15 protein-coding genes are annotated in these 14,744 nt (G+C 36.3%); 4 read left to right on the top strand and 11 right to left on the bottom strand.

From position 1 onward, the window contains the following. Positions 1-19: 19 nt before the first annotated feature. Positions 20-1,573: a hypothetical protein gene (locus KFE94_05490; GenBank protein ID UTW67565.1), complete on the top strand. Its 1,554-nt coding sequence runs from the start codon at positions 20-22 to the stop codon at positions 1,571-1,573. On the opposite strand, the gene KFE94_05485 is transcribed toward KFE94_05490, so the two are convergent. Further along, positions 1,565-2,200: a TetR/AcrR family transcriptional regulator gene (locus KFE94_05485; protein ID UTW67564.1), complete on the bottom strand. Its 636-nt coding sequence runs from the start codon at positions 2,198-2,200 to the stop codon at positions 1,565-1,567. The genes KFE94_05490 and KFE94_05485 overlap by 9 nt on opposite strands. Positions 2,201-2,279: 79 nt before the next feature. Here KFE94_05485 and KFE94_05480 point away from each other — a divergent pair, with 79 nt between their 5' ends. Continuing rightward, positions 2,280-3,146 (top strand): alpha/beta hydrolase, encoded by an 867-nt coding sequence (locus tag KFE94_05480; protein UTW67563.1) that lies wholly within the window; start codon positions 2,280-2,282, stop codon positions 3,144-3,146. Here the strand turns inward: KFE94_05480 and KFE94_05475 are convergent. Both KFE94_05475 and KFE94_05470 read right to left on the bottom strand, forming a co-directional pair. Then, positions 3,143-3,697 (bottom strand): putative metal-dependent hydrolase, encoded by a 555-nt coding sequence (locus KFE94_05475; protein ID UTW67562.1) that lies wholly within the window; start codon positions 3,695-3,697, stop codon positions 3,143-3,145. The two genes, KFE94_05480 and KFE94_05475, sit on opposite strands and share 4 nt — an antisense overlap. Before the next feature lie 63 nt (positions 3,698-3,760). Next, complete coding sequence (locus KFE94_05470) at positions 3,761-5,458, bottom strand: RNA pseudouridine synthase (protein UTW67561.1); 1,698 nt, start codon at positions 5,456-5,458, stop codon at positions 3,761-3,763. A 148-nt stretch (positions 5,459-5,606) separates the two neighbouring features. Here KFE94_05470 and KFE94_05465 point away from each other — a divergent pair, with 148 nt between their 5' ends. After that, entirely contained in the window at positions 5,607-7,763 is a 2,157-nt protein-coding gene (locus KFE94_05465; GenBank protein UTW67560.1) for a S8 family peptidase, read from the top strand. A 2-nt stretch (positions 7,764-7,765) separates the two neighbouring features. Here the strand turns inward: KFE94_05465 and KFE94_05460 are convergent, their stop codons facing one another. The 8 genes from KFE94_05460 to KFE94_05425 all read right to left on the bottom strand — a co-directional run bounded on the left by KFE94_05460 (position 7,766) and on the right by KFE94_05425 (position 14,127). Beyond that, positions 7,766-9,250, bottom strand: a complete 1,485-nt coding sequence (locus KFE94_05460; GenBank protein UTW67559.1) for a hypothetical protein — start codon at positions 9,248-9,250, stop codon at positions 7,766-7,768. Positions 9,251-9,281: 31 nt separating this feature from the next. Further along, positions 9,282-10,187, bottom strand: coding sequence for a hypothetical protein (locus tag KFE94_05455; protein UTW67558.1), 906 nt, complete (start codon positions 10,185-10,187; stop codon positions 9,282-9,284). A gap of 117 nt (positions 10,188-10,304) precedes the next feature. Beyond that, entirely contained in the window at positions 10,305-10,829 is a 525-nt protein-coding gene (locus KFE94_05450; GenBank protein ID UTW67557.1) for a YceI family protein, read from the bottom strand. Between the two features lie 77 nt (positions 10,830-10,906). After that, complete coding sequence (locus KFE94_05445; protein UTW67556.1) at positions 10,907-11,482, bottom strand: Crp/Fnr family transcriptional regulator; 576 nt, start codon at positions 11,480-11,482, stop codon at positions 10,907-10,909. A gap of 32 nt (positions 11,483-11,514) precedes the next feature. Beyond that, a complete protein-coding gene (locus KFE94_05440; protein ID UTW67555.1) occupies positions 11,515-12,339 on the bottom strand; it encodes a GNAT family N-acetyltransferase in 825 nt (274 codons plus the stop codon). Further along, positions 12,329-12,880: a hypothetical protein gene (locus tag KFE94_05435; protein ID UTW67554.1), complete on the bottom strand. Its 552-nt coding sequence runs from the start codon at positions 12,878-12,880 to the stop codon at positions 12,329-12,331. The genes KFE94_05440 and KFE94_05435 overlap by 11 nt, the downstream gene beginning before the upstream one ends. After that, on the bottom strand, positions 12,881-13,303 hold the full coding sequence (locus tag KFE94_05430) for a hypothetical protein (protein ID UTW67553.1): 423 nt from the start codon (positions 13,301-13,303) through the stop codon (positions 12,881-12,883). A 218-nt stretch (positions 13,304-13,521) separates the two neighbouring features. Further along, positions 13,522-14,127, bottom strand: a complete 606-nt coding sequence (locus KFE94_05425; protein ID UTW67552.1) for a zinc-ribbon domain-containing protein — start codon at positions 14,125-14,127, stop codon at positions 13,522-13,524. Positions 14,128-14,282: 155 nt separating this feature from the next. Here KFE94_05425 and KFE94_05420 point away from each other — a divergent pair, with 155 nt between their 5' ends. After that, the gene (locus tag KFE94_05420) at positions 14,283-14,741 is read left to right on the top strand and encodes a hypothetical protein (protein UTW67551.1); all 459 of its coding nucleotides are present in this window, start codon (positions 14,283-14,285) and stop codon (positions 14,739-14,741) included. Positions 14,742-14,744 lie beyond the last annotated feature (3 nt).

The raw sequence follows: 14,744 nt of genomic DNA, 5'->3' as shown, positions 1-14,744 counted from the left end.
TTCGCAGGAAATAGATTTCATGGGAATAATAACTACGTTATCAGAATTTGGAAAAAAATTGAAACCTTTTTTTGATTTAAAGATCAAGAGTTTTGAGGATGTGGTGAGTATTTTATTAGGTACTGTGATTTTCGTTTGGGTCATCTTCCAGGCTGCATATATGGATATGACCTATGATGAGGCCTATACCTATATGAATACCGGCAGAATTCAGGATGTTTGGAAAATATATCAATTTAGAATAGCGAATACACATGTCTTGAATTCGCTATTGATGACGGTAACCACACTGTTTTTCCCTTATAACGATTTTGCAATTAGATTACCGGCCGTGTTATTGGCAGGGGTTTATATTTCCACGGCAATATCGTTTTCAAAACAATTTAAAAACCGATTGATATTTTTAGGACTGCTGTTGCTCTTTTACTATTTTACAACCTATTTGTCAATGGCCAGAGGATATGGAATGTCTGCCGCATTTTTATTGGCATCTGTTTTTGTGTACAAGAATAAGGACAAGTTTAACCAATGGTATCTATGGTTGGCATATTTATTCCTTTTAGCCATGTATGCGAATTATGTAGCTATTCCAATTATTCTGGTAATGGGCGCTTACATTTTTGTTTTTGATTTTAAATGGAAATTACCCGAAATTCCTAAGAAGAAATTGAGGTGGATTATAGGACTGTTTTTACTTGGAGTTTACGGCTTTTTTTCGGTTACACGAGAGGGAAAGCCTCTTTATGGAGCTTATGAAGAAGGGGTCATTGAGGCTATACCATATGATTTCATCTCCAGATTTTTGGGGCGTTCTGAAATGGAAATGGCTTATATAATTCCTGCGACTTTTTTGATTGTGGGCTTGATTATCGGTTTCTTTTTTATTTCAAAATTTAAGAACCCTATTGGACTTATTACCATTGGTACATTTGCTTTGATTATTACAATGGCCTGGATCGGAAATAAACCTTTGCCTACCGGAAGAGTATTGTTGCCGTTTTGGCCTCTGGTAGTGATTTCTTTAATGGAAATATTGGATCCGATTATGGACCGTTTAAAAATTCCAAAGCTTGTGTTTATTGTAATCAACATGGGGGTTCTGGGTTTATTGATTGATAATTTTTATAATCAAAGTGAGTATCAAAAAAGGTTAGACACCAAGGCTGTACAATGGAGAAAACCCTTGGATATCCTGGCTAACTATGACAGAGAAATTTATCCTCATGAAGTATATTATTTGAGGAAAGATAGATACCACCAGAATTTTTTGGAGCAATTAAAAGAATACACTTCGATTGTGCTCACCGAAAATGAAGAAAGAAAGGTGTTGGTATATCAAGATTTGGGATTGGTGACATTAAGTTTGAAAGATTTAGCAGAAGAGACCAGAATATTTAGGGAAATACAAAAAGGTGGTGATGTTGTTTTCAGCGATACAATTTCGTTTAATCATGACGTTTATGAGGTCGAGGAAAATTATCCGGTGTTAATCGCATATCCTAAACTTGAAGGAGACTTATTAAGAGTTGGTGTTATAGGCGGAGGCTGGGATGAGCGAATTCAATTACATTAATGATTTTTTGATTTTTTGAGTAATTTGGTCGTATTGTGAGATTCCTTTAGGTGTTAGATATGGCCATAATAATTGGTTCACCATTTCTACGTAATTCCAAAGTTTATCTTTTTTGGAAAGGTCTTGTTGGAATGCAGTATATGCAAACCACATGGTCCTAACAAGGCCACTCTGCTGTAAAATAATATCCCATTGAGGTTTACTAATATCATTTCTTAAGATCTGAGTGGATTGAAGACCTTGAAGAATGAATTTAAATTGATTTTTCCTTTCCGAAACTTCCTGTTGGTGTTCTTCTTTTATTCTTGGATATTGTTGTAATACATGAACGTATTCGGTGTATAGAAAACGATATTTATGAGATAATTCATAAGTGAGAATTGGTGCATTTAGCAACATTTCTAGTAAGTCAGGTGTAGAGACAAACTGCTTTGAGATTTCATATAACTCTTCCTTCATTTGAGTATATAACTGGTAAACGATATCCTCTTTAAGGGGAAAATGGTAACCGATGTTTCCTTTGCTAATACCGGTAGATTGCGCGATATCACGTAAAGAAATAGAGCTTACGCCCTGTTGATTGAACAAGTTTAATGCGGAGGATAAAATTTTCTCTTTGGTTTTCATAACCTCTAAAATATTAAAATTAGACCAATCGTCCTAATTTTGATTTTTTGAATACATTTGTACTACAAAAATGAGTTTTATGAAACAGTCAACCATATATAAATCAGAAGAAGGTCGAAGAAAATTTCAAGGGCATTACCGACAAGCATTGTCTAAGCTACCATTTGATTTTGTGGAGAAGAATTTTGAAACCAGTTTCGGGGCTACAAACGTATTGATTGCGGGTCCTGAGGAGGCCCCACCAGTTGTGGTCATGCATGGAGTTGGAGCGAATGCACCTATAGCATTATTGGCGATTTCAGAGTTGGTTAAAACGCATAGAGTTTATGCCCCGGATATGATTGGTCAGACTGGAAGAAGCGCAGAGCACAGACCAAGTATTAAAGACCACAGCTATGGCGTTTGGTTTGAAGAAGTCTTAGATCATTTATCTATTAGCCAGGTGAATATAGTGGGTGTTTCTTACGGTGCTTTCGTATCCATGAAATTGGCGGCATATGCCCCACAAAGAATTTCAAAACTGATATTGGTGGTACCTGGAGGGATTGTGGATAGTTCACCGTGGGTATCCGTTAAAAAAGTAGCCTGGCCCATGTTGAAATATAACTTAATTCCGTCCAGGAAGAATCTGGATCAACTCTTAGATAATATTTTTACCGATCCGGAAGGTTGGCATGAATTCCAGGCGGATATTTTTAAATATGTTGATATGGACATGCGTAAACCTCCGTTGGTAACTAAAGCGCAAATGGAATCTTTACAAGCTCCAGTGTATGTTTTAGGTGCGGATGAAGATGTTTTCTTTCCGGGAGAGCAGGTAATTGAACGTGCCAAGGAGGTATTTCCCAATTTTGTAGAAGGGAGTTTATTACCGAATTGTAAACATGCACCTCCAGTTAATTATCCACCATTAAATGCTAAACTAGCAGTCTACTTGAATAACTAATTGTATTTCCCTTCTGATTCAAGCGCTTGTTGGATATGCGCAAAATGATGTTGACAATGCCAGGCATATAAGCCGATAGCTTCATCCAGTCGGTAGTTGGTTCCATATTCCGGGTGGACATAATATTTTGCGTAATCCTCCGAAGTAAAATTCGAAAGTAGTTGTACCCATTTATGATGTACACTGGTTAGAATTGAAACGGAATGAGATAGATCGTCATCCTGACTATCCACCAATTCAGCCCAAAGGTGTTCCATATATGGTCTTATGGTTGGAGCTTTTTCGGTTAAAGTGAGTTTGAATCGAATGATGCTATTCATATGACTATCTGCACAGTGATGAACGACTTGCTTGAGTCTCCATCCATCCGGGCGATATCTCCAGTTCTTTTCGGTGGTGTTAAGACGTTTTGTGGCTTCATTCACTCGATGTGGAAATGCCGCAATAACATCTACCCATTGATTGATTTGTGCTGAAATGATGGTTTCGGGCGCGTTAAACTCTCCTACGGGAAACCTGAGTTTATAAAGTTCTTCTTCTGTGACTAACATAATAGCAAGATTTTTGATTTGATCAATTGGGTTATAAAGGTATGTGTTTCTGATGAATAGAATTTAGAAATCGGGATCAGATTGGAAAGATATTTGCTCCTGAGTAACAGGGTGTTTAAAGGTGATGGATTCTGCATGAAGATGTAGACGTGTGTCCGGAATTCCATATAAATCATCACCTACGATTGGACAATTTAATCCACTTGGGTGCGAAGCATGAACCCTTAGTTGATGTGTGCGACCGGTGATGGGGTAAAAATACACCCGTGTATGTTGTTCTGTTTTTTCAATAACCGACCATTTGGTTCTGGCAGGTTTACCATAGCGATCACAAACTATTTGATGCGGTCTATGGTCCAGGTCAACTCTTAAAGGGAGATCAATAATTCCAGACGTATATTTTGGATGTCCAGCCAATAGGGCCACATACCGTTTTTGAACGGTTCTATCAGTAAATTGTTTTTGCAAAACACGGTGGACTTCCAAAGATTTAGAAATGACCATGATTCCGGAAGTGGACATATCCAATCGATGAGCTAATAATGGACCGGTTGCATCTGGAAACTTTTTTTTCATTCTGGTGAAAACCGAATCCCGTATTTTTTTACCAGGAACAGAAAGTAGATTTGCCGGTTTATGAATCACTGCAATATGATCATCCTCAAATAGGAATTGAATATCCAGATTTTGGGTTGTTATCGCATCTATGGGGTTGGGATCCATATCCACATCAGCAAGCATATAATTTAATACAGGTTCACATTTTGTTCGACATGCTGGGTAGAATTGCCCATGTTTTCGATCTTCCAATTGTGGAGATTTACCCCACCAAAATTCAGCCAGAGCAATTGGCTGATAACCTTTTTGGAAAGCATATTGGATTAGTTTAGGAGCTGCGCAATCTCCAGTTCCAGCTGGAGGCTTTTTATCCAATTGATCTTTAAAAATATCCAGAACACTGCGTGAATTACCCCGACTATCTAATACCTGATATTCATGAAATAGAACATCCTGTAGTTCTGTTGATTTTTGTTTCCGTAAGCTTTTAAGTTGTAGGATGAAATCTTCTTTTTCCTTGAGTTTTTCCAAAGTCTCCTCAATTTGAATTTTCCAGGATTTAGAAGCTTTTTTATGCTGGTAATCTAAGTCCATACTTTCCTTACGAAGTGCGTTCAATAATTCTTCGTATGCTTCCTGATCCAATATGTTTTTGAAATGATCCCTTTTGTGATCACGTTCTTTTTTAGCCGCTTTTGCAGCTAGTTTATTTTGAGCAATCTCCTTTTGAGATTCTTCTTGTAATGTTTGTAAATACTGTTTGAGATCGAGATAATCTGTAGCTTTTTGAAGCTGTTCAATTTGATGATTGATCTGAGAAATCTCTTTTTCAATTTTTAGAAAAAGACTTGACTCACCTTTACGATCATAAATCGGAGGAACAAATCGCCCGACTAATGTTTGACTTCCCAATATTCCGGAGAAGGCGGTAAGGTATCCCAATCGACCATAAGTATTTTTGACAATCAATACGCCAAACATTTTGCCAACAGCTTTGTTTTGGTCAGCCGATGGTTCCCAAAATTGATGTGTCCACGAAGTTTGTGTTTCCAGATATTCCTGTAGCTCCTTTGTAGCCATTTGGGCTATTGGATGCGGTTGATATTGAAAAGGAAATGTGAATTTCGATGGTAAATCTTCATCTTTAAAAGCCTGTTTGAAAGGAATGAAACAGGGATCAGTATGTGCCTTGGAAGAATTCATCAAATATTGTTACAGGATGCGAAAGTAGAAATCGATTTGGATAAGTAAGGAGAACAACAAACGAATCTCAGATTTAATTCCCATATGATCGATGGAAGACATTTGTGAAAATGAAAATTTTGGTACATTGCAATTTCAAATTATGCGTATGAAGTTTTTTACATCGGTATTGTTTTTAAGTATAAGTAGTTGGTTATATGGACAAGTAGGGATTTCAAGTGGAGATCAGCACATCTTAAGTGAAATACAAAAATCTGTTCAGTCACGTCAATTGAACGTTTTGGATGAAAAATATCCGATTTATTCAATAAACGGAACCGATCATTTGTCGATGGTAGCAATGGTGACAGAATCATTTTCGCCAACTGATTTACCGAAGGGAATTATACCAGGAACTCAGATCAACAATATTGTAACTTTAAAAGTGCCTGTTGATCAACTGAATAAAATTCAGAGTTTAAAAAGCGTTCGTTACATAGAGATTGCGAATAGAATCCAACCGGAAGTTGCTAAAGCGGTTTTAGATTTAAGAGCAGATTCAGTGCATCAGGGTTTAGGACTGGATAATTCTTATACAGGTAAAAATGTGATTATTGGAGTAACGGATTGGGGATTTGATTATACACATCCTATGTTCTATGATACTGCTTTACAGGAAACCAGAATTTTAGCTTCCTGGGATCAATTCAAAACTTCAGGTCCGGCACCGTCATCTATGAGTTATGGTACCGAGTATGTAGGTGCAACGGAGTTAATGACGGCACAATCGGATACCGCATGTACATATTATGATTACGCAACTCATGGGAGTCATGTGGCAGGAATTGCTGGTGGAAGTGGAGCCGGAATAGGTCTAAGAGGAGTGGCTTTTGAATCGGAATACTTGTTTACTGCCATTCATTTAGATGCCGGATCGGTGATTGATGCGGTGAGTTGGATGAAGGATTTTGCCAATGCAGAAAACAAAAGACTAGTGATCAATATGAGTTGGGGACTGTATCACCTGGGACCTTTAGATGGAACGTCTTTATTAAGTCAGGCATTAGATGGATTTGTAAATGATGGTGTAGTGATTGTGACTTCCGGAGGAAATAATGGTGATGTGAATTTCCATATCAAGAAAGATTTTAATCAGGATTCTGTGGTGACTACCATTAACTTTTACAACTACAATGCGCACCCAAGCATGTGGGGACAGAGTGTTTCCATGTGGGGAGAAAGTGGTCATGAATTTCGTTCGGGAATTGAAATTTATAGTGGTAACACGTTAAAGGTGAAGTCTCCGATATATGAAACGGCAACAGCGGTTTCGTATTTGGATTCGATGTTGATTACCGGAACGGATACCATATTTTTCAATTTAGCTACCGATGCGGCTCATCCACAAAATCAAAGACCTCATATGACATTGCGTGTAAAGAATACCAATTCAAATTTGCGCGTAGTACTAAAATCTTATGCCAATACGGGAACAGTACATTATCATAATGTGACTGAATTGAGTAATGGTGCGGGTAACTGGGGAATGCCTTTTACCTCATTTGGTCCTAACAGTATGGTTGGCGATGCATTATATGCTGTCGGGGAACCGGCTTGCGCAAAAGATGTAATTACCGTTGCGGCACATACCAGTGAAGTTCGTATTCCAAATGGAACGGTAATAAATGGCGCATTAGCCAATTTCTCAAGTGAAGGCCCAACAATTGATGAGCGAATCAAACCGGATATTTCTGCACCTGGAGTTAGTGTGGAGTCGTCTATTTCGTCATTTACTACCAGAGCATATACACCAACATCTTCAACAACTTTTAATGGAAGAACGTACGAATTCTCCAAGTTCTCAGGAACATCTATGTCATCTCCGGCAGCTACTGGTGTGGTTGCTTTAATGTTGGAAGCGAATCCGTATTTAACTCCGGCTCAGATTAAAGATATTTTAAAAACAAAAGCAAGACAAGATGATAAGACAGGAGCTATTCCTGCAACAGGTAGTGCTGAATGGGGATGGGGAAAGGTTGATGCTTATGCCGCTGTAAAAGAAGCCGTACGTATTTTGTTATCAGTAGAGGATCAACCAATAATTGAAGGTGTCAAAGTATATCCAACTGTCACTAAGGATTATTTAAATATTCAGGATGTTTCCGGTCAGCCATATCGTGTAAAAGTATTCTCGATAAATGGACAATTGGTTTATACTGGATCTGCGACACAATTGATAGATGTACAGCAATTACCTGCAGGAACTTATGTGTTGCATTTGGAGTCTGATTCTGATTTTGGTGTGATGAAGTTTATCAAGCAGTAAGCTTAAGGAGCAGTCTTTTCTAAAATTTGATGTAGTGTTTCCTGAGGAAGTTGCGGATTTGCCTTTGGACTAAAAGCATATTTTACACCTTGAAGAAAAATAATTTGTTCTGAAGGTTTAAACTGATTATTAATTCTGAGTAGCTGATTTATTTTGTTAGACATTTCCTCTGAGGAAGTCGTAGGTTTTTCAAATAAAGCGGTACATACACCCCATCCGGTACCTTCCAGAAGTAAATCATAATTCTCCGAATCTGAAATAATGCTTTGGAGTTTAGAAGGATCATGTCCAAACTTATAACCAATCACCCATCCGGCAGATTTTAGGGTTGAAGTACGGCTTTGAGAATTCTTTATCGGATTTATGACCGATATTCCTGCCGTAACAACAGGCACAAATAAATAAGTCATAATCAAAGTTTTTTGATACTTCAGCTCCGAGAGACCTACAATGATCATCATTGATAGAATAGGAAAGATATACGTGAGATGTCGATAAGTAGTGAAGTTTCCATTTTGGATATTCCCATAATAAAATGGACTTAAACCATAGGCAATTAGAAAAACCGGAATAGTTAGAAAGGCGTAATAGACGGATTTAGAAAATTTGCGATTTTGAAATGAAGTATAAATACCTTTCAGGCTTAAAATGAACAGGATAAACCAAATGATAGCTGTTGGAATTAAAGCGAAGTGTGTAGTTGTATTTCCTACAGCTAATTGGGGAATAGCTTTGATCCAGGTTCCTAACAGATGTTGCATATGGACTGATGAAAATGAAAGGAAGTCAATACCACGGATAGATGTCATTCCATAATTAGAAAGATGGAAACCGGGATCAAAATTTAAACGGATCAAAACATGTATTCCAAAAACAACCATAAACGCCAAAATGGTATGAATCACAGATTGTTTTTTTGAAGAAGTTATGAATTGATAGATCAAATAGATGGGTAACAAAATCAGGTTGGTATACGAGAACCAGATAGCAATTCCTAAAAATATTCCCAATAACCATTGGTTTTTTTGTGATTGGGGAAGCCCTAGTAGATAAAGAAAAATAAATGGGAATACACTGGATGTATTGTGAAGTCCGAAATTGACCATCCCCCACATTAATAGGAAAGGCGTAGCCAGTAGCGTCCAAGCTCCAAAGCCCCAAAACACTTTTCTGGAAAAGACTTTAGATACCACCCATAACTGAACAAACCTTGAAATACTATCGAGGATAAGTGCGGAGATAGCAAGAGAATCATAAGAGGTAAAGAAGCCAATAAAGCGACTAATTAAGGAAACCAAAATACTTCCACCTTCATGAGGATAATGGATCAGTTGCGTATAATTCCATGATCCTTCTCGAAGAATAAGTTCCCATGCGATATGATCAGGAGCCTGATTCCATGCTTCGAAGTATAATCCATATATCCATCGAATTAGAGTTCCGAGAACCGTAAGTACGATAACAATCTGGATGTTGGAAAAACGCATGGAATAGAAAATCTAAATGTATTTAAATCGATTAAATACCACAACCGCCCCCAGAGTATACCAGATTCCACTTTTCATCAAATGAATAGATCAGATAATGGTGACTTTCATATCCTCGTGCTTCAATGATGAGTTCATTGATATGGTCATGATCTAAATCTATGACACCAATGACTAAGAACTGTAGATGAGGTTCGGAATCAGTTAGGTTTTCATGCTTCTTAAGACCAGATAGTAAACCTTCATAGTTTGGCGTAGAACAATTTTTTTGGTTGATTTTTTTTAATGAGGTGATATATGGAATTGAATCAGATTTGGAGGTGGTCGTATCCATAGCAAATTGACAATGACTTTTTAAAGGGGTAGCCGGAATTTGAGTTGAAATTATACTAGTCGAGGTGCTCTCTTTTAGATATACGGTGCGTTTTGCAAGGTAAACATATTGTTGAAAAAACTGAGCGTAAGCTACTGAGGAGTTTTGAAGATATTCTCCTTTTTTATTGATCAAACACACAAAATCTACCCAGGGTTGATTGGGATAATTGATTCCGATGATATTGATGTCTTTGGCTAACTTTTTTTGAATCTGATTGCTTTTTTTTTGACTTAGAGACCGATATGGAATGGGTTGAGAGCTATCTAAAATCAACGTTTTTTCAGTTCCCATATCTATAGTATATAAAATCTGGTTTTTAGGATTTGAAGCGGAAGTAGAAAGATAAACTAGAGTACCTTGTGGAACCGTTACAGAATCGGGTAATGTTAATGAATCAGGAATCGTAGTGCCTGGCTCCATATGGTTTTGGGGTTCTTGAGAGCATTTTAATTCCTGATTTAAAACGCCAAATGTGAAACTTTGGGCGATAACGAAATATGGGGCGGAAATTCCGATGGAAATCAATAAAAGTGATCTGAGCAACTTGAAAAAATAAGTCATAAAAACCTGAATATTTTAGATTACAAAATAGACGATTTTAATGACGAATAGTTACGGGTCAAATGATAAATATTAAAATCAGGAGGAAGTCATAGTTTTAACTCCCTCCTGATTTAGTTAGTTTACGTTACAAATAATAGTAATGGCTACTTCATCTGCAACCATAAATGTACTGGTGTCTTCGCCTACATTGTAATCCAAACGGTTGAGGTTTAAGGTTCCTGTAAATGTATTTTGATTATATGTAAATGGAATTTGAACTTCTTTGGTGACTCCATGCATAGTTAATTTCCCAATAGCAATAAAACCATTGTCCCCTTTCTTGATTTCTGTAGATTCAAAACAGATTGTAGGATATTTAGCCGTATTAAAGAAGTCTTCATTTTTAAGATGTTCATCTCGTTTTTTGTTATCTGTATCTACTGTTTCAGGATTGATACACACATTAAAAGTTGAAGTAGATAAGTTCGCTACATTAAAATTAATCTGCCCACTCATTTCTTTAAACGATCCGTCCACCACTCTGAACGCCATGTTTCCAATTTCAAAAGTAACTTTTGAAGTTTCTGCATTTATTTTTTGTGCTTGAGTAGGTAGAAATAGCATTAAACCTATTACCCATAACCAGATTTCTTTTCTCATAAGTTTCAATTTTAAATTTATAATGCAAAATTCCGATGGACAGATCTACTATGCATTAATGTAGATTAAGAAATGACTTAAGGCTTTTTGAATTGATCACTTTTAATTTTGCTTAAAGCTTCTGGTGTGATGCCCAGATACGAAGCAATCATTTTTTGAGGAACCCGATGAATGATATCCGGATAAGTTTCCATAAAATGCTCAAAGCGTTTTATTGCAGGAGCACTCATTAGCATGATGACTCTTTTTTGCAAAACAGAAATTCTTTTCAGAAGTCGAATGACTTCACTTTTTACCAAATGGTCTGGCAATAACGATTGATTTAGAAGTTCTTTTTTCAGGACATAGATTTCAGAATCTTCAAGGGTCTCAATAAAAAGTTCTGAAGGGATATCAAAAATCTGAGATTCGATATCTGAAATAATCCACTTTTCAGGAGCGAACATAAATATGTGTTCCTTTCCTTTTTCGTCTATAATATAACTTTTGAGAAGTCCCTTTTTGACATAGTAACCTGTGCCACTTTGGTCTCCCTGATATTGCAGGATAGTACCTTTAGGAACGACTTTAATTTTGATATGTTCCTTAAAAGCATCAAAAAGCAAGGCCGTATGATCGGAAGGATCGTTTAATAAATCAGAAATAGAACGCATAGATTAAATATGATAACGATGAACAATATTAATCATATAAAAAGTTCCATTTCATACTGATCTATGATATGTGGTAGATGGACTCTTTTCAAAGTCGCAATTTTTGCTTCAATTTTAGAATCCACATTATTAACTTTGATGTTATGAGCTAACTTGCGAATACTCTGGAACAGTCTGTCCCACACATTGTTTGAATGAACCAAAACGTCAAACTGAGCTATGTAGCCTCTTGAGGTATCCATAATGAAATATGATTCCCATTGGTCATCATAAAAAACTTTAAACAAAGTGAAATCAGATTTTTTCAAGGTTTCTTTTTGATGATCCCAGGAATAAACCTCTTGTCGAGGTAAGGATTCCCAATCGATTTCCGATGAAGTGACTTGTTTTATTTGAGTATTTGAATTCGGTTCAATGTGAGCGATGGAACCGTTATAACAATGGTATTCTTTCGTGATTTTAAAACCGATACGTTTATACGCTTTAATGGCATTGTTATTTTGAGTAATGACCTCAAGAGTACAACGGGTAATATCGTGTTTTTTTAACTCTGGGATGGCGGCATCATATAACTTTTGAACGATTCGTTGTCCTCTGTAACCTGGTAAAACTCCGGTCCCGGTATTAAATGCGGTTTTGTGTCCTTTTCTATAATCTATGGCATGAATAATAAAAGCTATAAGTTGATCACCATCAAACATTCCGTAAGAATATTTAAAATTCACTCCCGCATTTTCCCATCTGGCTTTAAACAGATCTTTGTTGTTTGGTAGAGGAACAAAGTAATTTTCGAATGCTTTAAAAAAGCATGTAATAATGGAGTCAAATGAGATGTGCTCTAAAGATTTAATGACCATATGTTGAGCGATTATTCCAATTGAATATTAAATAAAGAACCAAAGTTTGTACGATAATATACACTGCCCAGAAATGTTTAGGAAAAAGATGAGTAGTCTTTTGTATGATCAATAAACCATAGGTGATGGAGGATAATACAAAGACACGTTTCAAATACTGTCTTCTGGTGAGCTTTTGTTCGTATGTTTTTTTCGAATCGATAGAAAATCTTGAAAGACTTAAAAAACTCATGCCAAGTATAAAGAAGATGTATCCAAAATGAAAAGGGCTATAAAATTCTAGAAAGAAGAAAAATACATTGGTTGATGAGATTGTTGAGAATAGGATCATTTCCATCAAATAAAAGAATATGACACTACTTAAAATGGGGCCTGTTATCTGATTAAAAGTACCTGTTGTAGGGATTCTGAGGTAAGTGCGGATTTGTTTTTCGAAGAAATTAATAAGTAGGAGTTGACCGAAATGAAAGGCATAAAAGAAAATGGATACCGTTAAAAAGATCCAGATAAAAATGCTTTCATCAATATGGACATCACTCATCTATAACTCAATAAAAGCTGAAAATTCGGCAATTATCATGTCTTTTCGAACAATTGCAATGTTTTTTTGTGAGCCATTGAGATGTTTAAATCTATGGATGGTATCATTCGGCTTGCGATATGACAGGAAGGTCTTCCATTTATACCGGTTTTCGATATGACGATATAGCTTGCGTTCAATTTCATGAAGTTCGGAATCTGAAATAGGAGGAGGCAAATCTTTGAGATTATCCAGTTTGTGGATATACCATTTGCTTTCCTTATTACCTTCTACCTTTTTTCTGAGTTCTATCTGGCAGTTGGGACACCAACCTTTGAAGATATATAGTTCTTTTTGCGAACGCTTTCGAATATTAATGGCATTATCCGGAGTAAAAGATTTCTTGTAGGAAACGTTTTGGCGACATTGTGGGCAGGTTTTCATATTGAGAGGAAATAAAATAAAGATTGGATTGGAAGAACATTACGCGCAAAGTCGTTGCAATAGATAGTTGGTGAAAATGTCATATAGAATGTTCTTTAATGGGTGAATTGATCTGATCAATAACGTTTTAAATGACGAAAAAGTATTTGATGGGTTGATGTGATAAGAAACAAAGTCACCCGGTAAGTAGATGACTTTGTTTCAAAACAAGAAAATTCTTAGTCTCTATTGATATCGAAAATTTTTCCATCCGAATACATTTTATTCAAATCAATTTTCGATATACCATATACATCTTCAGAATAATTTTCCGATTTATCAATTTTATAAATCTTACTCATTTTAGAGATTTCATACATGTTTGGAGCAACAAAAACACTATCGCTTGTTACTTCAACAACTTTCATGGTGCTATAACTTCCCGGTTCAGCTTTGTATTCATATACGTCATTTACGGCTGGAGCGGCAAGGTATTGAAGTTCCATTTTTTTATCCTGTTTGCTGGCAAAACCACCCCAAACGAATAGTATGGCGATAATTCCTAAACCAGCGAATTGCCAGATTGGACCACGTGCTTCATTTTTTACAATATCCAATTCCATTTGCATGTTTCGGGGCATTTCTTTTGGCTCTAAAACATTTTTACAATGAGAACATTCCGAATATCCTTTTTTTCCGAGAGGGAATAATGGGATCCAAAAAATGTGGGCATGTTTACGATAGATGTGATAAGTAATAGAGCCTTCGGTTTGACAGTTGGGGCACGTAGTATTTTTAGAGTTTTTAGACAATAGATTTACAGGCTTGGTTCCGTAAATGATCATAAGTATAGTTTTAATAAATTTTGAATAATGATTGATTCGATGTCCGAAAAATAATGAATAAGGTCAAAATAAGTTTAAACTTATTGTCAAATAAGTGAATTTGCATATAATATTTTTATTGTTAGTTGAGTGATAATGAATAATTTTGTTAGCTCATGAAGCAGTTGCAACAACTAAAAGCCATTTTTTTATTAGGCATCATTAGTATTTTGATGTTGCATAATGTGGTGCCTCATGTGCATCATTCACATCATGAACACCCGGTAGCTGAATCTCATCATCACCATGATGGTAGACATGATCACGATCATTTAGGAACACATTCTCACCATCAGGATTCTGATCATTCAGAAGAAGATTCAGATGGTTTGCTTTGGTCTTTATTTTTTGGAGATCATTCACATGTGTATCATGTGCACGAAGCGTCTGAGTATACTAAGAGAAGTTACTCTTTACAAATTGTAACCGGGACTTTTTTTGATGTAGATCAGAAGCAAATCATACATATTGGGACTGTTAGGGATAAGGTTCCTATTAAAGATCAACCGTATCAAATATATTCCGACCCGCTAGTCAGTGGATTTTCATTTCGAGGCCCTCCTTCTTTAGGTTAATGC

It is taken from the genome of bacterium SCSIO 12643 (assembly GCA_024398135.1).
Classification (GTDB): Bacteria; Bacteroidota; Bacteroidia; order Flavobacteriales_G; family Salibacteraceae; genus CAJXZP01.
Note: the sequence above shows the minus strand (reverse complement) of the source record. Positions and strands in the feature narration are given on the sequence as shown.

Bases quoted from the DNA above. Each gene is read 5' to 3' on its own strand.
- KFE94_05490 (UTW67565.1), top strand. From the start codon at position 20: ATGGGAATAATAACTACGTTATCAGAATTTGGAAAAAAATTGAAACCT.
- KFE94_05485 (UTW67564.1), bottom strand. From the start codon at position 2,200: ATGAAAACCAAAGAGAAAATTTTATCCTCCGCATTAAACTTGTTCAAT.
- KFE94_05480 (UTW67563.1), top strand. From the start codon at position 2,280: ATGAAACAGTCAACCATATATAAATCAGAAGAAGGTCGAAGAAAATTT.
- KFE94_05475 (UTW67562.1), bottom strand. From the start codon at position 3,697: ATGTTAGTCACAGAAGAAGAACTTTATAAACTCAGGTTTCCCGTAGGA.
- KFE94_05470 (UTW67561.1), bottom strand. From the start codon at position 5,458: ATGAATTCTTCCAAGGCACATACTGATCCCTGTTTCATTCCTTTCAAA.
- KFE94_05465 (UTW67560.1), top strand. From the start codon at position 5,607: ATGAAGTTTTTTACATCGGTATTGTTTTTAAGTATAAGTAGTTGGTTA.
- KFE94_05460 (UTW67559.1), bottom strand. From the start codon at position 9,250: ATGCGTTTTTCCAACATCCAGATTGTTATCGTACTTACGGTTCTCGGA.
- KFE94_05455 (UTW67558.1), bottom strand. From the start codon at position 10,187: ATGACTTATTTTTTCAAGTTGCTCAGATCACTTTTATTGATTTCCATC.
- KFE94_05450 (UTW67557.1), bottom strand. From the start codon at position 10,829: ATGAGAAAAGAAATCTGGTTATGGGTAATAGGTTTAATGCTATTTCTA.
- KFE94_05445 (UTW67556.1), bottom strand. From the start codon at position 11,482: ATGCGTTCTATTTCTGATTTATTAAACGATCCTTCCGATCATACGGCC.
- KFE94_05440 (UTW67555.1), bottom strand. From the start codon at position 12,339: ATGGTCATTAAATCTTTAGAGCACATCTCATTTGACTCCATTATTACA.
- KFE94_05435 (UTW67554.1), bottom strand. From the start codon at position 12,880: ATGAGTGATGTCCATATTGATGAAAGCATTTTTATCTGGATCTTTTTA.
- KFE94_05430 (UTW67553.1), bottom strand. From the start codon at position 13,303: ATGAAAACCTGCCCACAATGTCGCCAAAACGTTTCCTACAAGAAATCT.
- KFE94_05425 (UTW67552.1), bottom strand. From the start codon at position 14,127: ATGATCATTTACGGAACCAAGCCTGTAAATCTATTGTCTAAAAACTCT.
- KFE94_05420 (UTW67551.1), top strand. From the start codon at position 14,283: ATGAAGCAGTTGCAACAACTAAAAGCCATTTTTTTATTAGGCATCATT.